Origin of the sequence: Roseateles sp. 22389, assembly GCF_052044995.1 — a bacterium.
Lineage (GTDB): Bacteria > Pseudomonadota > Gammaproteobacteria > Burkholderiales > Burkholderiaceae_C > Roseateles.
The window spans coordinates 91,747-113,335 of record NZ_JBQEOF010000005.1; the positions used below are offsets into that span (position 1 = coordinate 91,747).

Genomic DNA, 21,589 nt, shown 5'->3' on the forward strand with positions numbered 1-21,589 from the left:
CTGCCACGATTTGTCAGTCGCCGAGGTGCTGCCAAAGTTTGTCGGCCAAGGTACGGGACCACCCGAAACAAAGCCGCCCGCAGCGAAGATCGGTGCGGGCGGCAAGTGTGGCGGCAGCGAACGTTAGGCCAGTGTGAACTCCTGGAAGTTCTCCAGGGCAGACAAGCGATGCGTCGTACGAAGCGCCATGACTGCCTCCATCACCGCCTCCCGTTCACCGGGTTTGATGTGGGTGATGTGTACATCAATCGAACCGTCTAGCTTCGCCAGTTCATCCCGCAATGTTGTCGGGCATAGGTGCTTGCTGATGCCGGCGAGCCCGCATTCGTCGTCGCCAAACGCGCATTCGATGACCAGATGCGCGACCTTGATCTCCGACAGCCGCTGCCAGAGCGCCGGATTCGGGCCGGTGTCTCCGGTGAAGACCCAGTGACCAAGCGCTCCGCCATCCACGGCAAAACCCACCGCGGGAACCGTATGCGCAGCGCTCAGCACCTCGATGCGGCGACCATCGCCGAGATCCAACCGATCGCCCACGGCGAACTCATGGAAGGTCAACGCGGGCCGATCCGTTGACGGCAAACGGGTGAAGTCCGGCCAGATGACGCCGTTGAATACGTGGGCCCGGAGGGCTTCCAGCGTTTCTCGAAGCGCATGGACCTTCACCGGCGGGCGGCCTGCCTGGGCGCGTCGGCGTTGGACGGTGTCAGCCAGCAGGCCGATCGCCAGGACGTGGTCGAGATGCGAATGCGTGACCAGGATATGGTCGACCTTGGCCATCGCCTCCACAGTGAGCTCGGCCACGCCGCTGCCGGCGTCGATGAGCACATCGTCGTCCAGCAGGAAGGAGGTGGTCCTGTAGCCGGCCGCCAGGGCGCCGGCGCAACCGAGCACGCGAATCTTCATGCCGGGGACTGTAGAGGCAGCCTTGCGCGGCGCTAAGCGCCGAATCCGCGAATCGGGGACTTATTGCCGTCGCTTACGCGACGCCGCCGGTGTGCCGTGAAAACCTGCACGCGTGTCAGTCATCGACCGACAGTGCTGAATCATCTGGATACAGGATTGGCGGCGATCCAACGCCTGATTTGGCCGAAACGCACGTGAAAAAGGGGCTCGCGAGCCCCTTTGACGCGTCAGACCTGCACGAATTGCATCTGCGTGCCGGCCAACTCGATCACGTCTCCGTTTTTCAGCGGGACCGACTCGGCGGTCAGAGGCGCGCCGTTGACCACCGGTCTGGCGCCCCCCTCGACGTGCGCGAAGACATAACCGCTGGGCCGCTTGGTGATCGACGCCACCTGCACGCCGGGCTTGCCGACCGTCGTGACCACCTTGGTCAGCGTGACCTCACGGCCGGCTGCCGGCCCGTTGAGCACCTTGATGGCGGCGGGCGCGGTCGACACCGGCGCCGGGCCCAGGCCACCGAACGAGGACGGCAATCCAAAACCGCTGCTCGGGGCCGTGCCCGGGCGCAGGATCATCGTCTTCTCGTAGTCGGCGTTGTCCTCGACCAGATACTTGATCTTGTACTTCCCGACTTCGATCACGTCGCTGTGCGAGAGCAGCTGCTTCTTGATCGCCTTGCCGTTGATGTACGTGCCGTTGGTCGAGTTCAGATCCTCGATGAAGACATCCGCGCCAACCATCTGCAGCACGGCGTGCTCGCCGCTGACCGCCAGGTTGTCGATGACGATGTCGTTGTACGGCCGACGGCCGAGCGTGGTCTTGTCCTTGGTGACCTGCACTTCCTTGATCACCACGCCGTCGAGCGACACCACCAGCTTGCCCATGCTTGACCTCGAGTCCTGTCTTATTTGTAGCGGGCCGCCTCAACGGCGCCCATTGTTACGACTGAATGGCCACCACGCCCATGGCTTGGTGCGACTTTCCGCGCGAACCAGAACGATCGCAATATTATCCTTGCCGCCCATGTCATTGGCCGCGTCCACCAGCGCCTGCGCCGCCTCGGGCAGGTCTTCGTGGCTTTGCAACACCTGTGCCACGCTGACGTCATCGACCATGTCGGACAACCCATCGCTGCACAGCAGGATCTGGTCACCCGGCAGCAGCTCGTGTTGATGGACTTCCAGCATCACCGTGTCCTCGACACCCACGGCCCGCGTCACCAGATTCTTGTTGCTGCTGAAGACGGCTTCCTCAGGCGTCAGTAGGCCTGCATCGATCTGTTCCTGCAGCAACGAATGGTCACGCGTCAACTGAACGAGTTGCCCTTCCCGCAAGCGGTAGGCGCGCGAGTCACCGACGTGTCCAAGCAGCAGACTCTGTTCTCTGAAGACTGCCAGAACCAGCGTCGTGCCCATGCCGGCGTAGCGCGGATTCGTGTTGGCGGCATTGAAGATCGCCCGGTTGGCGTTGTCGACGCAGATGTCCATCGCACGCCGCACATCGATGTCGGTCGCATGCTGCCCGCTCTCGGCCAGCCAGCGCCCCAGTTCCGACTTGATGAAGGTCGTCAGCATCTGGCTGGCGACTTCCCCGGCGTTGTAGCCCCCCATGCCGTCGGCGAGGACCGCCAGCCCGACGCCCGGCTCCAGGGCGACCGAGTCTTCATTGTTGTCGCGCACGCGTCCGGTGTCGGTGGCGCTGAAGAACTCCAGGGTCATGTCTTGCTGGCGGGATCGGCTGGGGGAAGGGGATTGTGCACTGCGCCCTGGGACTGTAGCCGCAAAGTTCGCTCGAATGCCTGTCCCGCTGGCGGGGGGGGTGTGGCGCCCGTGCTATTGGCCAATTCGACCGGAATCTGGCTCAACACCGCCTCCAGATCCTGCGCCATCAGGTCACCGCGCTGGTAGCGCAGCTCGGGGCGTTTCTCCAGCGCGAGAGCGACGATCAGCGCCAGCGATTCCGGGATCTCCGGACGCAGGCGCCGGATGTCGGGCGCCGGCTGGTTGGTGATCTGATGCATCAGCGTGGCCATCGACTCGGACTGGTGGGGCAGATGGCCGGTCAGCAGCTGGAACAGCATCGCACCCAGCGAATACAAGTCGCTGCGCCCGTCCACCTGCAGGCCGGCCAGCTGTTCCGGCGACATGTAGGACGGCGTGCCCAGCACCAGGCCGGTCCGCGTGCGGCTGCCGTCGGCGACGCGCGCGATGCCGAAGTCCATGATCTTCACGCTGCCGGACTCGCGCTCCAGCATCACGTTCGCCGGCTTGATGTCGCGGTGCACGACGCCGTGTCCATGGGCGTAAGACAAAGCCCGCGCCAGCCGGGCGCCGAGCAGCAGCACCTCCCGCAGGGGCAGCAGCTGCCCCGCTCGCGTGTGGTGGCTGAGATCCTGCCCGACGACGTACTCCATCGCGATCCAGGTGTCGCCGGCGCATTCGCCGGCGTCCAGGACGCGAAGGATGTCGGGGTGATCCAGGTGCCGCGCCGCGCTGGCTTCCCGCATGAAGCGGTCGCGGACGTCGATCAGGTCCTCGGGCGCGAATTCGCGCTGCAAGGCCAGCCGCTTGATCGCGACCGTTGCGCCGCTGCGCCGGTCGATCGCACGGTTGACCACCGCCATCGCCCCGCGACCGAGTTCCTCGCCGATCTCGTAGTCGTCGAGCGCCACGCCTGCCGCGCGCGGCATCGGCTGCGTCGTCGGCAGGGTGTCAGGTGCGCCATGCCCGTCCTCGTCGGACGCGCCCCGGCCCAGCAATCGCTTCAGGAAGCCGGAGGCGCTCATGGCATGGCGGGCATTTCGTCAGGCTTCGGCCGGCTTGCGCGCAGCCAGCAGCTTGCCGACGATCAGCACGAACAGTGCGCCACCCACGCCCAGCGCGTAATAGACCTGCGGCAGCACTTCCGTGGTCCCGGGCTTGTCGCCCGGTTGCATCGGCACCCAGCTGTTCAGCGCCGGATCGGTGACCAGCATCGTGCCGGCGATCCAGCCCAGGAGCATCGCGCCCAGCGTGATCACGATGGGGAACTTGTCCATCAGCTTGATCACCAGCTGGCTGCCCCAGACGATGATGGGGATCGAGACCAGCAGACCGAAGATCACCAGCGGCATCTGGTGATGGGAGCCCGCGCCTTCCGCGGCACCGGCGATCGCGATGACGTTGTCCAGGCTCATCACGAAGTCCGCGATGATGACGGTCTTCACCGCGCCCCAGAGCTTGTCACTCGCTTCCATCTTCGAGTGGTCATCCTCCGCTTCCGGCATCAGCAGCTTGATGCCGATCCACAGCAGCAGCGCGCCGCCGACCAGCTTCAGGAACGGCAGCTTGAGCAGCGTGAGCGCGAAAAAGATCAGCACGACGCGCAGCACGATCGCGCCGGCGGTGCCCCACATGATGCCCTTCGTGCGAAGGTTGGGCGGCAGCTTGCGGCAGGCAAGCGCGATGACGACGGCGTTGTCGCCACCCAGCAGGATGTCGATCAGGATGATCTGGCCGACGGCGAGCCAGAACTCGGGGCTGGTGAACATGTCCATGGAGGGGAACCCGCGCCGGGCCTCGCGCAACGAGGGCCCAGTCTAAAGCGTTGGAGGGATGAACGAGAGAAGGGGCCCACTGGGCCCCTTCCTTGGTTCAGGGGGTGCGCGCGGATTGTCCCCGCCCTACCCCTGGGATCGCAGTGCGTGAAATTACGCACCAACGATCTTCCTCATCAGGTTTTTCCTGCTGCTTACAGCAGGCCCTTCAGCAGCTTGCCCATTTCAGACGGGTTGCGGGTCACGGTGAAGCCGCACTCTTCCATGATGGCCAGCTTGGCATCGGCCGTGTCGGCGCCGCCCGAGATCAGCGCGCCGGCGTGGCCCATGCGCTTTCCGGGAGGGGCGGTGACGCCGGCGATGAAGCCGACGACCGGCTTCTTCATGTTGGCCTTGCACCAGCGCGCGGCTTCCGCCTCATCCGGGCCGCCGATCTCGCCGATCATGATCACGGCGTCGGTGTCGGGGTCGTCGTTGAAGGCCTTCATCACGTCGATGTGCTTCAGGCCGTTGATCGGGTCGCCACCGATGCCGACGGCCGAGGACTGGCCCAGGCCGATCTCGGTCAGCTGCGCGACCGCTTCATAGGTCAGCGTGCCGGAGCGCGAGACCACGCCGATGCGGCCCTTGCGGTGGATGTGGCCGGGCATGATGCCGATCTTGATCTCGTCGGGCGTGATCAGGCCGGGGCAGTTCGGGCCCAGCAGCAGCGTCTTCTTGCCGCCAGCCAGTTCCTTGGCCTTCATCTTGTTGCGCACTTCCAGCATGTCGCGGACGGGGATGCCTTCCGTGATGCAGATCGCCAGGTCCAGGTCAGCCTCGACGGCTTCCCAGATCGCGGCGGCGGCGCCCGCGGGCGGCACGTAGATCACCGACACGGTCGCGCCGGTCTGGGCGGCGGCTTCCTTCACGGTGCCGTAGATGGGGATGTCCGAGAACTTCTCGCCCGCCTTCTTCGGGTTCACGCCGGCGACGAACGCGTTCTTGCCGTTGGCGTAGGCCTGGCAGCCCAGGGTGTGGAACTGACCGGTCTTGCCCGTGATGCCCTGGGTGATGACCTTGGTGTCCTTGTTGATGTAGATGCTCATGTCGTATTCCTTGGCTGGGTCTGCGGCTTACTTGACGGCGGCGACGATCTTGGTCGCGGCTTCGGCCATGGTGTCGGCGGCGATGATGGGCAGGCCGGACTCGGCCAGCATCTTCTTGCCCAGCTCCTCGTTGGTGCCCTTCATGCGGACGACCAGCGGCACATTCAGGTTGACGGCCTTGCAGGCGGTGATCACGCCTTCGGCGATGGTGTCGCACTTCATGATGCCGCCGAAGATGTTGACGAGGATGCCCTTCACCTCGGGGTTCTTCAGCATGATCTTGAAGGCCTCGGTGACCTTTTCGGCGGTGGCGCCGCCGCCGACGTCCAGGAAGTTGGCCGGCTCGCCGCCGAACAGCTTGATGGTGTCCATCGTGGCCATGGCCAGGCCGGCGCCGTTCACCAGGCAACCGATGTTGCCGTCCAGCGAGATGTAGGCCAGGTCGAACTTGGAGGCTTCGATCTCAGCCGGATCCTCTTCGTCCAGATCGCGGTAGGCGACGATTTCCGGATGACGGAACAGCGCGTTGGCGTCGAAGTTGAACTTGGCGTCCAGCGCGATCAGGTTGCCCTTGGAGTCGCAGTTCAGCGGGTTGATTTCCACCAGCGACGCGTCGGTGTCCATGTAGCACTTGTAGAGCTTGGCGAACAGGTCGACGGCCTGGTCCACCGAAGCGCCGGTCAGGCCGATGGCCGCGGCGATCTTCTTCGACTGCTCCGCGGTGATGCCGGTCAGCGGGTCGATGTACTCGGTGATGATCTTCTCGGGGGTCGAGTGGGCGACTTCCTCGATGTCCATGCCACCCTCGCTCGACGCGATGAAGGCCACCTTCTGGGTGCCGCGGTCGGTCACCAGCGAGACATACAGCTCATTCTTGATGTCCGCGCCTTCCTCGATGTACAGGCGGCGGACCTTCTGGCCGGCCGGGCCGGTCTGGTGCGTGACCAGCTGCATGCCCAGGATCTGCTCGGACAGCGCCTTCACGTCGTCCAGGCTCTTGCCCAGCTTGACGCCGCCGCCCTTGCCGCGACCGCCGGCGTGGATCTGCGCCTTGACCACCCAGACCGGGCCGCCCAGCTTCTGCGCGGCTTCGACCGCTTCTTGCACCGTGAACGCGGGAATGCCGCGCGGCACCGGCACGCCGAACTGGCGCAGGATTTCCTTGCCCTGGTACTCGTGAATCTTCATAGGGAGGTCTCGCTTGATGGATGAATCAGGAAGAGGCCGCCGATGCCGCGGACGCTCCGCGATGCCGGCGTTGAGATGGGGTTTGCAGCGCCGGATTCAGCCGGGCCTCCGCGACAAGGATCCCGTCGTCGCGGCCATAGGACCTCGCGTCGACGGTTCGGCGACGTTGCGGCGGATGGCGCTCGGGGGAGGCGGTGAAAGACATAAACCGATGCAAACACGCAAAAACACGCCCGCGGACGAACGCCGGCGGGCTGGTTTGCGAAGCCGAAAATGTAGCATGCTGCGTTGCATCAAGCCCTTGGCGCGGTTGTGCCGCGCACTGGCGTGGGCTTGTCAGCGGCTCGAAAGGTGCTCGTGACGCACGAAGTTTCAGGCGGTTTCGGCGCCTGTCACCGCTTCAAGCGTCAGGGCCGGCGGCGACGCGGCGCACCGCCTTGCGGGCGAGTTCGGATCCAAAGCCTCGCCCCATCAGGAAGCGCAGCCGTTTGGCCTCCGCCGACGCGTCCACCGGCGCTCCTTCGCCGAACTTGCGACGCAGCAACTCACAAGCGCGGTCCAGCTCTCCAGCCGCCAGCGCCGATCGCTGCTCCGCGTCGAGCGCCAACCCATGCTGGGCGAGCTCCTGCTCGATGCGGCGCTGTCCGAAGCGCTGGGAGCGCGCGTGGATGCGCGACTCGACGAATCGCGATTCGTCGAGATAGCCGTTCGCCTTGAGCCAGTCGAGGACCGCGTCCACTTCCTGGGTCAGCGTGACCGCCTGGGCTTCGGAGCCGTCTGGATCCTCGGCCTCGGAACGCCCGGCCCCCGGCCCTGGGCTCGAAGAGAGATTGCCCTCGCCGGCGGCGGCCTCGATCAGCGCAGCTTGTCGATCACGAGCAATGCGCAGCAGCTTGCGGCGCAGCTCCATCGCGCTGTGCTCACGCTGCGCGAGCAGGGCCACGGCTCTGGCCTTGAGCGACAGCGGCTGCGAGGCCGAGCCCCGCCGGCATCCGGACGGAGTCATGCCGTCGCCCGGTGCTTACTCGGCGTCGCCAGGCGCGGCGCCCAGCAGGGGGATACCCAGCGATTCGCGGATCTTGTTCTCGATCTCGACCGCCAGGTCGGGGTTCTCGCGCAGGAACTCGCGCGCGTTGTCCTTGCCCTGACCGATCTTCTCGCCGCTGTAGGCGTACCAGGCCCCCGACTTGTCGACGATCTTCGCGGTCACGCCCATGTCGATGATCTCGCCCTCGCGGCTGATGCCCTCGCCGTAGAGGATGTCGAACTCCGCCGTCTTGAACGGGGGCGCCACCTTGTTCTTCACGACCTTGACCTTGGTCTCGGAGCCGATGACTTCCTCGCCCTTCTTGATCGAGCCGATGCGACGGATGTCCAGGCGCACCGAGGCGTAGAACTTCAGCGCATTGCCGCCGGTGGTCGTTTCGGGCGAACCGAACATCACGCCGATCTTCATCCGGATCTGGTTGATGAAGATGACGGTGCAGTTGGTCTTCTTGATGGTGGCGGTCAGCTTGCGCAGCGCCTGGCTCATCAGGCGGGCCTGCAGGCCAGGCAGCGCGTCGCCCATCTCGCCTTCAAGCTCGGCCTTCGGCGTCAGCGCGGCGACCGAGTCCACGATGATCAGGTCCACCGAACCCGAACGCACCAGCGAGTCCACGATCTCCAGCGCCTGTTCGCCGGTGTCGGGCTGGCTGATCAGCAGCTCCTGCAGGTTGACGCCCAGCTTCTGCGCGTACTGCACGTCCAGGGCATGCTCGGCGTCGATGAAGGCGCACACGCCGTCCAGCTTCTGCATCTGGGCGATGACCTGCAGCGTCAGCGTGGTCTTGCCGGACGATTCCGGACCGTAGATCTCGATCACGCGGCCGCGGGGCAGGCCACCGACGCCCAGCGCGATGTCCAGGCCCAGCGAGCCGGTGGAGACGACCTGGATGTCCTCGATCTTCTCGCCTTCGGCCAGCCGCATGATCGAGCCCTTGCCGAACTGCTTTTCGATCTGGGCGAGGGCGGCCTGCAGGGCCTTGGCTTTTTCGGTGTTGGCGTTCTTCACGGGGGCGTCCATGCAATCTTCTCCTGTTGGCTGCGGCGGATTATGGCGCAATCTGTATATCTGTACAGTACTTTGTCGACCCGTGCCGCCCGTCGGTGCGGCTTCGGCGCTGTCGATGGCGGGATGTTAGGCCGCAGGTGGCTCACAGGATGAGCCAGCCGCACAACTCCCCCCGTTTTCGCCAAAGAGGGGGAAGAGCCGCCTCCCAAGCTGTCGCCCACCTGACTGGTGCCCCGCTCATCGACCTGAGGACGGCTCGGAAACGCCTAGGGAAGCGCCCCGGACCGCTCCCTAGAATGTCTCCATAACCAGAGGGGACGACACATGCGCATCTTGATCGCCGAAGACGACCAGGTCCTGGCCGATGGCCTGCTGCGCTCGTTGCGAGCCTCGGGTTGCGCCGTCGACCAGGTCGGCAGCGGCAGCGAGGCCGACGCCGCGCTGGCCTCGCATGAGTTCGACCTGCTGATCCTCGACCTGGGATTACCGAAGCTGCATGGGCTGGAAGTGCTGCGTCGGCTGCGGGCGCGCGGATCGTCCGTGCCGGTGCTGATCCTGACCGCGGCGGACAGCATCGAGGAACGCGTCAAGGGCCTGGACCTTGGCGCCGACGACTACATGGCCAAGCCCTTCTCGCTGCAGGAACTCGAGGCGCGTGTGCGCGCGTTGACGCGCCGCGGCCTGGGCACCGCCTCCAGCGTGATCCGCCATGGCCCGTTGACGTTCGACGCCACCGGCCGCGTCGCTTACATCAACGATCAGATGGTGGAACTGTCGGCGCGGGAGCTGTCGCTGCTCGAGGTGCTGCTGCAGCGCGCGGGACGGCTGGTCAGCAAGGACCAGTTGGTCGAGCGCCTGTGCGAGTGGGGCGAAGAAGTCAGCAACAACGCGATCGAGGTCTACATCCATCGGCTGCGCAAGAAGATCGAGCAGGGGCCGATCCGCATCGCGACGGTGCGCGGGCTCGGCTACTGCCTTGAAAAGATTCCGGGCTGAGGCGCGGGGCGTCCCGGAGCCCCTGGGCGCACGCTTGATCGAGGACGCGCGGCATGGCGGGTGAATCGTCCGGCCATCGCTCGCTGTTCGGCGAGATCCTGGACTGGATGCTTGCCCCGCTGCTGGTCATCTGGCCGATCAGCGTCGCGCTGACGTGGCTGGTGGCGCAGGGCATCGCGAACAAGCCCTACGACCGCGAGCTCGACGAGATGGCGCGCACGCTCGGCCTGCAGGTCGCAACGGAGCCGGGGCCCGGCGACGCCTCCACGCGACGTGGGCGGTCGCGCTACGCGCTGGCCCCAGAGGCCGCGGCGCTGCTCCGGGCGGACGAGTCCGACACGGTCTACTACCAGGTGCTGGGCCTGCGCGGCGAATTGCTAAGCGGCGACGCCCAGTTGCCGGTGCCCGAAGTCGAACCGCCCATCGTGCCGTGGGAGGTCAACCGCCGTTTCGACGAGGTCAACAACGAGGCGGTGCGGGTGTCCTACCTGTGGGTGGTGCCGGAGGGGATGGCCGGTGGCGACAAGATGATGCTGGTCCAGGTCGCGGAGACGCTGGGCAAGCGCTCGCGGCTGACCAACGAGATCATCAAAGGCGTGATCCTGCCGCAGTTCGTGATCCTGCCGCTGGCGGTGCTGCTGGTGTGGCTGGCGCTGGCGCGCGGCATCGCGCCGCTCAACGACCTGCAGCGCCGCATCCGCTCGCGGGACAGCTCCGACCTGAGCCCCATCGACGAGCAGCGCATCCCCGACGAGGTGGCCCCGCTGGTGCAGGCGATCAACGACCTGCTCGAGCGGCTCGATCAATCGATCCGCGCGCAGAAGCACTTCCTGGCCGACGCCGCGCATCAGCTCAAGACGCCGCTGGCGGGGCTGCGGACGCAGGCCGAGCTCGCCCAGCGCGAGATCGACGAGGGTCGCAGCTCGCCGTCGGAGCTGCGGCGTTCGCTCAAGCAGATCGCGGTCTCCAGCCAGCGAGCGGCCCACATGGTGAACCAGCTGCTGGCGATGGCCCGCGCCGAGGACCAGGAGCACGCCGCGCGCCGCAGCGAGGTGAACCTGGCGGTGCTGGCGATCGAGACGGTGCGCGACTTCGTGCCGCGCGCGATGGAGAAGCGGCTGGACCTCGGTTATGAGGGGCCGGAGGCCAGCCAGGCGGGCCTGCGCATCCACGGCCATCCCCTGCTGATCCGCGAGCTGATCCGCAATCTGGTGGACAACGCCTTGCTGTACACCCCCAGTGGAGGGACGGTGACCGTGCGGGTGGTCGAGGATCCGTTCGGCCAGGTCTGCGTGCTGCAGGTGGAGGACTCGGGGCCGGGCATCGCGGAGGCGGAGCGCGAGCAGGTCTTCCAGCCGTTCTACCGCGCGCTGGGCACCAATGTCGACGGCTCGGGGCTGGGCCTGGCGATCGTGCGCGAGATCGTCCAGCAGCACGACGCGGAGATCGCGGTCGACGACACGCGGGCACGCCGTCAGGCGGAGGCGGAAGGTGTGGGCCCTGGCGCGCGGTTCACGGTGCGCTTCGCCGCCCATCCGCTTGCCCAGGGCGAACGTTGAACCCGGCGGCGACGCATCCTCCACCCATCCGTCATTCGGTGCCCTGAACCTGGAGCCGGCGAGCGATCCCGCCTCAGTTCGAGCTAGCGACAACCCTTCCGGGCTTTCGAAGAATCACCGCCTCCTTCCTACTGAAGCGCAGGTGACTCCGATGGCATACCGACTTCCGGCGGCAACGACGATGCAGATGACGAGCGACGATTTCCTGGCCTGGGACTCTGGCGATGGCAGCCGATATGAATTGATCGATGGCCAGCCGGTCGTCATGGAAAGCGCGAGCGAGGGCCATCAGATCGTGGCCTGCAATCTCTATGTCGCGATGCGCCAGCATCTCCACGGCGCGCCCTGCCGGGCCATCCTGTCGCTGGAGGTGCGGTGCGACGACGGCAACTGCCTGGTCCCCGACGTGATGGTGTATTGCGACAAGGACAAGCGCCCGCGCGGCATGGAAGCCTGCCCGCTGATCGTCGAGGTGCTTTCCCGGAGTTCCGCCCGTGACGACAGGACCCGGAAGTTCGCGCGCTACCGCCGGCTGGCCGCGCTGCGCGAGTACCTGGTCGTCGACTGGGAGCAGCGCGCGACGGAAGTCCACCGCCTGGCCATCGACGGCTCCTGGCAGGTGACCCGCTACGCCGGCGGCGAGGTGGTGTACCTGGCCTCGATCGATCTCGCCCTGCCGGGCGACGTCATCTTCGCCGACCTGGAAGCGGCCGCCTGATGGCCGCCGGTCGACTCAGCGCTGCGTGCCGCCGCGACTCTTGGCGATCGACATCAGCATCCCCAGCGACAGCCCCAGCGTCACCATCGCCGTGCCGCCGTACGAGATGAACGGCAGCGGCACGCCGACCACGGGCAGGATGCCGGTCACCATGCCCATGTTCACGAAGACGTAGGTGAAGAAGCTCAGCGTGATCGCCCCGGCGAGCAAGCGGGAGAACAAGGTCGGCGCCTCGTGCGCGATGGCCAGGCCCCGCAGGATCAACGCGGTGAAGCCGAGCAGCAGCCCCAGCGCCCCGATCAAGCCGAATTCCTCGCCATAGGCGGCGAAGATGAAGTCGGTGGTCCGCTCTGGGATGAACTCGAGGTGCGTCTGCGTTCCCTTCATGAAGCCCTTGCCGGTCACGCCGCCCGAACCGATCGCGATCTCGCCCTGGATGATGTGGAAGCCCTTGCCCAGCGGATCCTTGGTCGGGTCCAGCAGCGTGCAGACCCGGTCCTTCTGGTAATCCTTCAGCACCACCCACTTCACGTCGGGCTGGCAGATCTGGTCCTCGCTGAAGACCAGCGCGGTGATGCCCGCGCCGGCCAGCACCAGCGCCGGAATGATCAGCTTCCACGACAGCCCGGCGAAGAAGATCACGTACAGGCCCGCGCCCAACACCAGCAGCGAGGTGCCCAGGTCCGGCTGCTTCGCGATCAGGCCGACCGGCACCACCAGCAGCACGAAGGCGGCGACGAAATCGGGCAGGCGCAGCTGGCCCTCGCGCTTCTGGAACCACCAGGCGAGCATCAGCGGCACCGCGATCTTCAGCATCTCGGAGGGCTGGATCACGACGCCGACGTTCAGCCAGCGCGTCGCGCCCTTCTTGCTGATGCCGAACAGCGCGACCGCCACCAGCAGCGTGACACCAACGGCGTAGAGCGGCAGCGCGAGCTGCATCAAGCGCTGCGGCGGCACCTGCGCGGTCACGAACAGCACGCCCATCGCCAGCACCATGTTCCGCGCGTGATCGACGAAACGCGTGCCATGGTCGTAGCCGGCCGAGTACATGCACATCAGCCCCAGCCCCATCAGCCAGCCCATGGCCAGCAGCAACGGGATGTCGAAACCCTGGAACAGCGGCTTCACGCGCTGCAGCAGGCTGGGTTTGCTGAAGACGGCGCTCATCGTGAGGCTCCCGGGTTGGGGCGCGGCGCGACCGGTGCGAGGCGGCGTTCCGCCGCGGAGCCCGGTATCGCGGCGGGCACGGCTGACGCCGGAGCGGCGGGTCTGGGTGTCGGTCCCGCTGGACCCGAGGCCGCCACCGGCGCGGACGCCGCGGAGGCCGAAGCGTCCGGCGCGCTGGCCGCGGCGCCCGGCAGCGGGATGTCCTCGACGCGGCGCGGCGTGCCGATCGGCGCGCCCACCTGGCCGACCCGCACCTTGGCGATGTCCTCTTCGCTCGGGTACGTGCCGGTCAACACGTAATCAAAGACGCGCCGCGCGATCGGCGCCGCGGACTCGGAGCCGAAGCCGGCGTTCTCCACGATCAGCGCCAGCGCGATCGTCGGTGCCTGGTACGGCGCGAAGGAGATGTACAGCGAGTGGTCGCGCTTGCGCTCGTCCGCCTTGATGCTGCTGTAGGTCTGTCCGGCGCGCAGGCCCACCGCCTGCGCCGTGCCGGTCTTGCCGGCGCTCTGGTACTGCGCGCCGGCGAACACCATCCGCGAGGTACCTTCCATCGTCACGTCGTGCATCGCGTTGCGGATCACGTCGACGTCGGCCTTGCGCAGCGCGAGTGGCGACAGCGCGTCGCTGGCGGTGCGCCGCTGCACGTGCTTGACCACGTCCTCGATCTCCCGCACCAGCCGCGGCCGGTAGCGTTCGCCGCCGCTGGCCAGCGTCGACATCGCGGTGGCCAGCTGCAGCATCGTGAAGTTGTTGTAGCCCTGGCCGATGCCCAGCGAGATCGTCTCGCCGGCGTACCACTTCTGCTGCTCGGGCCGCTTGTAGGCGCGGCGCTTCCACTCGGTGCTGGGCAGGATGCCGGTGACCTCGCCCAGCAGGTCGATCTCGGTCTTGCGGCCGAAGCCGAAGGGCTCCAGCTGGTCGTGGATCATGTCCACGCCCATCTCGTTGGCCAGCGAGTAGAAGTAGACGTTGGACGAGGTCACGATCGCCAGCCGCATGTCCTTCGGGCCGGCGCGGTCGCCGGTCGCGCTGCCGAAGGTCCGCCCACCGAAGCTGTAGGTCAGGTTGTCCTGCACCACCACGTTGGCCGCGCGCTTGCCGGTGTTGAGCGCCGCCATCGCCATGTAGGGCTTGAAGGTCGACCCCGGCGGATAGGTACCGCGCAGCGCCCGGTTCAGCAGCGGCTTGTCGATGTCCTCGTTGAGCTCCTTCCAGCTGTCGGCGTCGATGCCGTCGACGAACAGGTTGGGATCGAAGGTCGGCTTGGACACGAAGGCCAGCACCTCGCCGTTGCGCGGGTCCATCGCCACCAGCGCGCCGCGCCGGTCGCCATAAAGGCGCTCGACCAGCGCCTGCAGCTTGATGTCGATCGACAGGTGCAGCGTGTTGCCCGGCGTCGGCGGGCGGTTGCGCAGCCGGCGCACGGCGCGGCCGCCGGCGCTGGTCTCCATCTCCTCGAAGCCGGTCTGGCCGTGCAGCTCGCGCTCATAGGCCTGCTCCAGGCCCAGCTTGCCGATGTATTCGGTGCCGCGGTAGTTGGCGATGTCCTCTTCGGACCAGTCCTCCATCGCCTTCTTCTCGACCTGGTTGATGCGGCCGATGTAGCCCAGCAGGTGCGCGCCGACATCGCCCAGCGGATAGTTGCGGAACAGCCGCGCCTTGATGTCCACGCCGGGGAAGCGGAAGCGCTGCGCGGCGAAGCGCGCGACCTCGGTGTCGGTCAGCTTGGTGCGGATGGGCAGCGACTCGAAGTTCTTGCTCTCCTCCATCAGCCGCTTGAAGCGGCGACGGTCGCGCGGCTGGATGTCGATGACGGCGGACAGCACATCGATCGTGGCCTCCAGGTCCGGCACCTTGGACGGCGTGATCTCCAGCGTGTAGGCGGAATAGTTGCTCGCCAGCACGATGCCGTTGCGGTCGACGATCAGGCCGCGGTTCGGCACGATCGGCAGCACGGTGACGCGGTTGGTCTCGGCGCGCTCGAGCAGCGAGTCGTGCTGCGTGATCTGCAGGTAGACGAGGCGGGCGACCAGCAGGCCGAAGCAGAACAGCACGAACACCGCCGCGGCGACCAGCCGCAGCCGGAACCGGCTCAGCTCCGCCTGGAGGTTCTTGATGACCGTCATCGCGGGCCCGTCCTCGGCGCGCTCAGAGCGGGCGGTGCGCGTCGGGATCCGGCGCGCGACGCTGGGGCGCGAGCAGCAGCGCCGCGGCGATCGGCCACAGCGCCGCCTGCAGCACCGGCGCCAGCACCAGGCTCCAGCCGGGCCACATGCCGCCGACGACCAGTCGCACGATCACCGCGATCGCGGTGGCCAGCACGAACAGCGGCAGCACGTGGAGCGCCTGCGCGCCGAGCGTGAACCAGAGCAGCCGGCGATGCAGCGCGACCGCGCCGAAGGCCAGCAGGCTGTAGGCCAGCGCATGCTGGCCGAGCAGCGCGCCATGGTGGACGTCGATCATCAGGCCGAAGACGAAGGCCCAGCCCACGCCGACACGCCGGGGCTGGTGGACATTCCAGAACACCAGCACGATCGCCAGCACGTCCGGCATCCAGGGCTGGCGACCGACGGGCACCATGTCGATCAGCAGGCCGACGACCAGGCTGAAGGCGATGAACAGGGGATTGGCGGGCAGCAGCAGCTGGCTCGCGCCACGCGGCATGATCATCGGTGGCCTCCCTTGGGCGCGGACGCGGCGCGGCGCGGCCTGGCGCCGGATTCGGCGGCGGCGGCGCTCGCGGCGCTGGCCGCTTCCTGCGCGGCTTCGATGCGGGCGTCCTCCTGGCCCTGCAGCGGCTCCAGCACCAGCACGTGCCGGGCGCTGTCCGGCTGCGCGACCGGCGCCAGGCCGACGCGGGCGAAGCTGGTGTCGCCGCGGCGCTCCACCTCGGCGACCTTCGCCACCGGCAGGCCCGGCGGGTAGAGACCGTCCAGGCCGGAGGTCGCAAGCGCGTCGCCGGGCTTGATGTCGGCGTTGGCGGCGATGAAGCGCAGCTCCATCACGCCGCGTTCGCCGCCGTAGGCGACGCCGCGCTGCTGGGTGCGCGTGTTGAGGACGGGGATGGTGGCTTCGCGGTCGGTCAGCAGCGTGACCTCGGCCGACAGCGGATAGACCCGCGTCACCTGGCCGAGCACGCCCGCGTCGTTGACCACCGGCGCGCCCAGGCGCACGCCACGGTGGCTGCCGCGGTCGATGACGATGCGGCGCGAGAAGGGATCCGGCGCCTCGTAGAGCACTTCAGCGGCGAGGCCTTTCACCGGCAGCGCCTCGCGCAGGTCGAGCAGGGCGCGCAGCCGCGTGTTCTCGGCCTGCAGCTGCGCCGCGCGGCTCAGGATCACCGCCTGCGAGGCCAGTTGCTGGCGTGCCTGGTTCTCGGCCTCGGTGGCCTTTTCCATGCCGCGGGCGTAGTCGCCGGCCTGTTCCCAGGCGTCGACGGGCGCGAGCAGAGCGCGCTGCAGCGGATGCAGCGCGAGCGCGAGGCCGGCCCGTGCGGGTGCGGTCAACTGGAAGCGGGAGTCCGCCACCATGAGGAACACTGCCAGCGCGGCGCAGAAGGCCAGCTTCGTCAGCGCGGACGGGCCTTCACGGAACAGCGGTGGCGGATTGCGATCCAAGGTGCCGAGAGGCATGAAGATCTCAGCAAAGGAGATTCAACGCAAAGCGGCCCGAAGGCCGCATCGATTTACTCGTTCGTGAAGATCGAACCGAGGCGTTCCATGCGCTCCAGGGCCATGCCACAGCCGCGCACGACGCAGGTCAGCGGGTCCTCGGCCACGAGCACCGGCAGGCCGGTTTCCTCGGCCAGCAGGCGGTCCAGGTCGCGCAGCAGCGCGCCGCCGCCGGTCAGCATCATGCCGCGCTCGGCGATGTCGGCGCCCAGTTCCGGCGGGGTCTGCTCCAGCGCGTTCTTCACCGCCGAAACGATCTGGTTGAGCGGATCGGTCAGCGCTTCCAGGATCTCGTTGCTCGAGATCGTGAAGCTGCGCGGCACGCCTTCGCTCAGGTTGCGGCCCTTGACCTCCATCTCCTTGACCTCGGAGCCCGGGAAGGCCGAGCCGATGTTCTTCTTGATCGCTTCCGCGGTCGGCTCGCCGATCAACATGCCGTAGTTGCGGCGGATGTAGTTGATGATGGCCTCGTCGAACTTGTCGCCGCCGACGCGGACCGAGCCCTTGTAGACCATGCCGCCCAGCGAGATCACGCCCACTTCGGTCGTGCCGCCACCGATGTCGATGACCATCGAGCCCGACGCTTCCGACACCGGCAGGCCGGCGCCGATCGCGGCGGCCATCGGTTCCTCGATCAGGTAGACCTCCGAGGCGCCGGCGCCCAGCGCGGCGTCGCGGATCGCGCGCTTCTCGACCTGCGTGGAGCCGCAGGGGACGCAGATGATGATCCGGGGCGAGGGACGCAGCAGCTTGGTGTCGTGCACCATCTTGATGAACTGCTTGATCATCTGCTCGGTGACCACGAAGTCGGCGATCACGCCGTCCTTCATCGGGCGGATCGCCTCGATGTTGCCGGGCACCTTGCCCAGCATGGCCTTGGCTTCGTGGCCGACGGCCTGGATCGTCTTCTTGCCATTGGGACCGCCTTCATGACGGATGGCGACGACGGACGGTTCGTCCAGCACGACGCCTTTTCCGCGGACATAGATCAGCGTGTTGGCGGTGCCCAGGTCGATGGCGAGGTCGGTGGAGAAGTAGCGGCGCAGGGAGGCGAGCATGTGTGTGGGCAAGGCCAGGACAGGACGCTTCGGCACCTGGAGCCGCCAGTCCATGTCGAACCACACGCAATCGGCGGCATTCGACGGCATCAGGCGGCGTTCGTCTGCGTTCTGTCCGGGCGGCTGCGATTCGGGGCGGTTCTTGTCGGGTAACCGCGCGGACCGGCGGCGTCCGCGCGAGCGAGATTCCTTGCCATAAGCAACGAGGCTGCAGAAGCAGCCCCGGCGCCATGGAGATAAGCGGGGATAATAACTGATCACCCCTTGGTTTGGCCCGTCTGCAAGGCTTCCGTCAGCGTTCGGCGAATGTTTCGCGCGCCCGGCGGACCGCTGGTCCGGACCGGCCCTCGAGCACATTCCCATGGCACTCACCCACGACGATGTCAGCCGGATCGCCAAACTGGCCCGGCTGGAACTTTCCGGCGACGAACAGGCCGCGCTGCTGCCCCAGCTCAATGGCTTCTTCTCGATCGTCGAGCAGATGAGCGCGGTCGACACCAGCGGCGTCGATCCCCTCTACACGCCGCTGTCGGCGGTCCAGGAAGTGGCCCTGCGGCTGCGCGAGGACCGCGTCACCGAAACCGACCAGCGCGCGCTCAACCAGCGCAGCGCTCCCGCCGTCGAGGACGGCCTGTTCCTGGTCCCGAAAGTCATCGAATGACCGCCCCCCTGCATCAACTCGGCGTCGCCGAGCTCGGCCGCGCCTTGCGCGCCAAGACGGTCTCCAGCACCGAACTGACGCAACATCTGCTTGCGCGTGTTGCCGCGGCGAAGGATCTCGGCGCCTTCCTGCATGTGGACCCGGACTACGCCCTGGCCCGCGCCAAGGACGCCGACGCGCGCTTGGCCGCCGGCGAGGCCGGCGCGCTGATCGGCGTGCCGCTGGCGCACAAGGACATCTTCGTCACCCGCGACATGCCGACCACGGCCGGCTCGAAGATGCTGGCCGGCTACCTGAGCCCGTTCGACGCCACCGTGGTCGAGCGACTCAACGCCGCGGGCACCGTGTCGCTGGGCAAGCTCAACTGCGACGAGTTCGCGATGGGCTCGGCCACCGAGAACAGCGCCTACTTCAAGGCGTTGAACCCCTGGGACCGCACGCGCGTGCCGGGCGGCTCCTCGGGCGGCTCCGCGGTCGCGGTGGCCGCCGGCCTGGTGCCGGCCACGNCACGACCGGCACCGACACCGGCGGCTCGATCCGCCAGCCGGCCAGCTTCTCCGGCATCACCGGCATCAAGCCGACCTACGGCGTGTGCTCGCGCTACGGGATGATCGCGTTCGCGTCCAGCCTGGACCAGGCCGGCGTGATGGCGCGCTCCGCCGAGGACTGCGCGCTGCTGCTCTCGGCGATGAGCGGCTTCGACGAGCGCGACGCTACCAGCGTCCAGCAGCCGCCGCAGGACTTCCATGCGCGCATGCTGGCCGCGCGCGAGGGCGCGAGCGCCGCCCAGCCGCTCAAGGGCCTGCGCATCGGCCTGCCGCGGGAGTTCTTCCCGGCCGCCCTCTCGTCCGACGTGAACGGCGCCGTGCGCGCCGGCCTGGCGGAGCTGGAGAAGCTGGGCGCGACGCTGGTCGACGTCTCGCTGCCGCGCACCGAGCTGGCCATCCCGGTCTACTACATCATTGCCCCGGCCGAGGCGAGCTCCAACCTCTCTCGCTTCGACGGTGTGAAGTTCGGGCACCGCGCCAAGGACTACGGCAACCTGATCGACATGTACGAGAAGACCCGCGCCGAGGGCTTCGGCGCCGAGGTCAAGCGCCGGATCATGATCGGCAGCTACGTGCTCTCGCATGGCTACTACGACGCCTACTACCTGCAGGCGCAGAAGCTGCGTCGCATGATCGCGGACGACTTCCAGCAGGCCTTCCAGCACTGCGACCTGATCGCCGGGCCGGTGGCGCCGACGGTGGCCTGGAAGCAGGGCGAGGGCGCGGACGATCCGGTCAAGGTCTACCTGGCCGACATCTTCACGCTGCCGGGCTCGCTGGCCGGCCTGCCCGGCATGAGCGTGCCGGTGGGGCTGGGCGAGGGCGGCATGCCCGTGGGCCTGCAGCTGCTGGGCAACTACTTCCAGGAAGGCACGCTGCTGCACGCCGCCCATGCGCTGCAGCAGGCCACCGACTGGCACCGCCAGACCCCGGCGGGCGTGTAAGGACAACGAGCAAGCGATGAGCAAGAACAGCCAACTGGTGCGGGGCTACGAGGTCGTCATCGGCCTGGAGAACCACGTCCAACTCTCGACCGTCTCGAAGATCTTCAGCGGTTCGTCGACCGCCTTCGGCGCGGCGCCCAACACGCAGGCCAGCGCGGTGGACCTGGCGCTGCCGGGCACGCTGCCGGTGCTGAACCGCGGCGCCGTCGAGCGCGCGATCCGCTTCGGCCTGGCGGTCGGCGCGAAGGTGGCGCCGCTGTCCATCTTCGCCCGCAAGAACTACTTCTATCCGGACCTGCCCAAGGGCTACCAGATCAGCCAGTACGAGATCCCCGTCGTGCAGGGCGGCCAGATCGAGTTCTTCGTCGGTGACGAGAAGAAGGTCGTGAAGCTGACGCGCGCCCACCTCGAGGAGGACGCCGGCAAGAGCCTGCACGAGGACTATCACGGCCAGTCGGGCATCGACCTGAACCGCGCCGGCACACCGCTGCTGGAGATCGTGTCCGAGCCCGAGATGCGCTCCGGCGCCGAAGCCGTCGAGTACGCCAAGACGCTGCACGCGCTGGTGATGTGGCTGGGCATCTGCGACGGCAACATGCAGGAGGGCTCGTTCCGCTGCGACGTCAACGTCTCGGTCCGCAAGCCCGGCGAGCCCTTCGGCACGCGGCGCGAGATCAAGAACCTGAACAGCTTCCGCTACCTGGTCGACGCGGTGAACTACGAGGTCAACTGGCAGATCGACCAGATCGAGGACGGCCTGGAGATCCAGCAGGCAACGGTGCTCTACAACCCGGACACCGGCGAGACCCGCGCGATGCGCACCAAGGAGGACGCGGCCGACTACCGTTACTTCCCGGACCCGGACCTGCCGCCGCTGATGATCGGCGCCGACTGGGTGGAGCGCGTGCGCGGCGAGATGCCGGAGCTGCCGTCGGTGATGGCCGCGCGCTTCCAGGAGGTCGACGGCCTGCCGGCCTACGACGCGACGATGATGACGCAGAGCCTGGCGACGGCCCGCTTCTACGAGGCCGCGCGGGAGGCGTGCGGCGCGCCGAAGCTGGTCGCCAACTGGGTGATGGGCGAGATCTCGCGGCGCCTCAACACCGAGGAGCGCGCCATCGACGACGCCCCGGTGACGCCGGCGCTGCTGGCCGCGCTGATCAAGCGCATCCAGGACGGCACGATCTCCAACAACGCGGCGAAGCAGGTCTTCGAGGCGCTGTGGACCGGCGAAGGCCAGGACGTCGACGCGCTGATCGAAGCCAAGGGCCTCAAGCAGATGAGCGACACCGGCGAGCTCGAGCGCATCCTGGACGAGGTGCTGGCGGCCAACGCCAAGTCGGTCGAGGAATTCCGCGCCGGCAAGGAGAAGGCGTTCAACGCGCTGGTCGGCCAGGCGATGAAGGCGACCAAGGGCAAGGCCAATCCGGCCGCCGTGAACGAGCTGCTGAAGAAGAAGCTCGGCGCCTGATCAAGCCCCTGAAAGGCAGA

The 21,589-nt window shown here is 67.5% G+C and carries 19 protein-coding genes and 1 pseudogene; 6 read left to right on the forward strand and 14 right to left on the reverse strand.

Annotated features, from left to right (window positions below; genetic code table 11):
- Positions 1-123: 123 nt before the first annotated feature.
- The 9 genes from ACTJKJ_RS08900 to recA all read right to left on the reverse strand — a co-directional run bounded on the left by ACTJKJ_RS08900 (position 124) and on the right by recA (position 8,782).
- Positions 124-906 (reverse strand): MBL fold metallo-hydrolase, encoded by a 783-nt coding sequence (locus ACTJKJ_RS08900; protein ID WP_147240525.1) that lies wholly within the window; start codon positions 904-906, stop codon positions 124-126.
- 227 nt (positions 907-1,133) lie between these two features.
- Positions 1,134-1,790 (reverse strand): FHA domain-containing protein, encoded by a 657-nt coding sequence (locus ACTJKJ_RS08905; RefSeq protein ID WP_091730306.1) that lies wholly within the window; start codon positions 1,788-1,790, stop codon positions 1,134-1,136.
- Positions 1,791-1,829: 39 nt separating this feature from the next.
- Positions 1,830-2,624: a Stp1/IreP family PP2C-type Ser/Thr phosphatase gene (locus tag ACTJKJ_RS08910; RefSeq protein WP_297381071.1), complete on the reverse strand. Its 795-nt coding sequence runs from the start codon at positions 2,622-2,624 to the stop codon at positions 1,830-1,832.
- On the reverse strand, positions 2,621-3,577 hold the full coding sequence (locus ACTJKJ_RS08915) for a serine/threonine-protein kinase (protein WP_440820218.1): 957 nt from the start codon (positions 3,575-3,577) through the stop codon (positions 2,621-2,623). Before ACTJKJ_RS08915 ends, ACTJKJ_RS08910 begins: the two co-directional genes overlap by 4 nt.
- Before the next feature lie 132 nt (positions 3,578-3,709).
- Positions 3,710-4,441 carry a TerC family protein gene (locus ACTJKJ_RS08920; protein ID WP_091730296.1) on the reverse strand — a complete coding sequence of 244 codons (732 nt, stop codon included), beginning with the start codon at positions 4,439-4,441 and terminating at the stop codon, positions 3,710-3,712.
- 194 nt (positions 4,442-4,635) lie between these two features.
- Positions 4,636-5,529, reverse strand: coding sequence for a succinate--CoA ligase subunit alpha (sucD, locus tag ACTJKJ_RS08925; RefSeq protein WP_091730292.1), 894 nt, complete (start codon positions 5,527-5,529; stop codon positions 4,636-4,638).
- Between the two features lie 27 nt (positions 5,530-5,556).
- Positions 5,557-6,717 (reverse strand): ADP-forming succinate--CoA ligase subunit beta, encoded by a 1,161-nt coding sequence (sucC, locus tag ACTJKJ_RS08930; protein WP_091730289.1) that lies wholly within the window; start codon positions 6,715-6,717, stop codon positions 5,557-5,559.
- 400 nt (positions 6,718-7,117) lie between these two features.
- Positions 7,118-7,660, reverse strand: coding sequence for a regulatory protein RecX (locus ACTJKJ_RS08935; RefSeq protein ID WP_440820219.1), 543 nt, complete (start codon positions 7,658-7,660; stop codon positions 7,118-7,120).
- 78 nt (positions 7,661-7,738) lie between these two features.
- Complete coding sequence (gene recA, locus ACTJKJ_RS08940; RefSeq protein WP_091730281.1) at positions 7,739-8,782, reverse strand: recombinase RecA; 1,044 nt, start codon at positions 8,780-8,782, stop codon at positions 7,739-7,741.
- Between the two features lie 312 nt (positions 8,783-9,094).
- Between recA and ACTJKJ_RS08945 the strand changes: the two genes are divergently transcribed.
- From ACTJKJ_RS08945 to ACTJKJ_RS08955, 3 genes are all read left to right on the forward strand, one after another.
- Positions 9,095-9,766 carry a response regulator gene (locus tag ACTJKJ_RS08945; RefSeq protein ID WP_091730277.1) on the forward strand — a complete coding sequence of 224 codons (672 nt, stop codon included), beginning with the start codon at positions 9,095-9,097 and terminating at the stop codon, positions 9,764-9,766.
- Positions 9,767-9,819: 53 nt separating this feature from the next.
- Positions 9,820-11,325 carry a sensor histidine kinase gene (locus tag ACTJKJ_RS08950; RefSeq protein ID WP_091730271.1) on the forward strand — a complete coding sequence of 502 codons (1,506 nt, stop codon included), beginning with the start codon at positions 9,820-9,822 and terminating at the stop codon, positions 11,323-11,325.
- A gap of 151 nt (positions 11,326-11,476) precedes the next feature.
- Positions 11,477-12,043, forward strand: coding sequence for a Uma2 family endonuclease (locus tag ACTJKJ_RS08955; protein WP_183483819.1), 567 nt, complete (start codon positions 11,477-11,479; stop codon positions 12,041-12,043).
- Between the two features lie 15 nt (positions 12,044-12,058).
- On the opposite strand, the gene rodA is transcribed toward ACTJKJ_RS08955, so the two are convergent.
- From rodA to ACTJKJ_RS08980, 5 genes are read right to left on the reverse strand one after another with little or no spacing between them, the layout of a single operon-like run.
- Entirely contained in the window at positions 12,059-13,213 is a 1,155-nt protein-coding gene (gene rodA, locus ACTJKJ_RS08960) for a rod shape-determining protein RodA (protein WP_091730263.1), read from the reverse strand.
- A complete protein-coding gene (mrdA, locus tag ACTJKJ_RS08965) occupies positions 13,210-15,342 on the reverse strand; it encodes a penicillin-binding protein 2 (RefSeq protein WP_440820220.1) in 2,133 nt (710 codons plus the stop codon). The genes rodA and mrdA overlap by 4 nt, the downstream gene beginning before the upstream one ends.
- 22 nt (positions 15,343-15,364) lie before the next feature.
- Positions 15,365-15,886 (reverse strand): rod shape-determining protein MreD, encoded by a 522-nt coding sequence (mreD, locus tag ACTJKJ_RS08970; protein ID WP_091730257.1) that lies wholly within the window; start codon positions 15,884-15,886, stop codon positions 15,365-15,367.
- The gene (gene mreC / locus ACTJKJ_RS08975; protein ID WP_297381046.1) at positions 15,883-16,848 is read right to left on the reverse strand and encodes a rod shape-determining protein MreC; all 966 of its coding nucleotides are present in this window, start codon (positions 16,846-16,848) and stop codon (positions 15,883-15,885) included. Before mreC ends, mreD begins: the two co-directional genes overlap by 4 nt.
- 53 nt (positions 16,849-16,901) lie before the next feature.
- The gene (locus tag ACTJKJ_RS08980) at positions 16,902-17,945 is read right to left on the reverse strand and encodes a rod shape-determining protein (protein ID WP_091731851.1); all 1,044 of its coding nucleotides are present in this window, start codon (positions 17,943-17,945) and stop codon (positions 16,902-16,904) included.
- A 361-nt stretch (positions 17,946-18,306) separates the two neighbouring features.
- On the opposite strand from ACTJKJ_RS08980, the gene gatC reads away from it, so the two are divergent.
- The 3 genes and pseudogenes from gatC to gatB all read left to right on the forward strand — a co-directional run bounded on the left by gatC (position 18,307) and on the right by gatB (position 21,569).
- Entirely contained in the window at positions 18,307-18,606 is a 300-nt protein-coding gene (gatC, locus tag ACTJKJ_RS08985; RefSeq protein WP_091730250.1) for an Asp-tRNA(Asn)/Glu-tRNA(Gln) amidotransferase subunit GatC, read from the forward strand.
- A pseudogene (gatA, locus tag ACTJKJ_RS08990) lies at positions 18,603-20,098 on the forward strand (Asp-tRNA(Asn)/Glu-tRNA(Gln) amidotransferase subunit GatA). Before gatC ends, gatA begins: the two are co-directional and overlap by 4 nt.
- A 16-nt stretch (positions 20,099-20,114) precedes the next feature.
- Positions 20,115-21,569 (forward strand): Asp-tRNA(Asn)/Glu-tRNA(Gln) amidotransferase subunit GatB, encoded by a 1,455-nt coding sequence (gene gatB, locus ACTJKJ_RS08995; protein ID WP_091730242.1) that lies wholly within the window; start codon positions 20,115-20,117, stop codon positions 21,567-21,569.
- Positions 21,570-21,589: the final 20 nt, after the last annotated feature.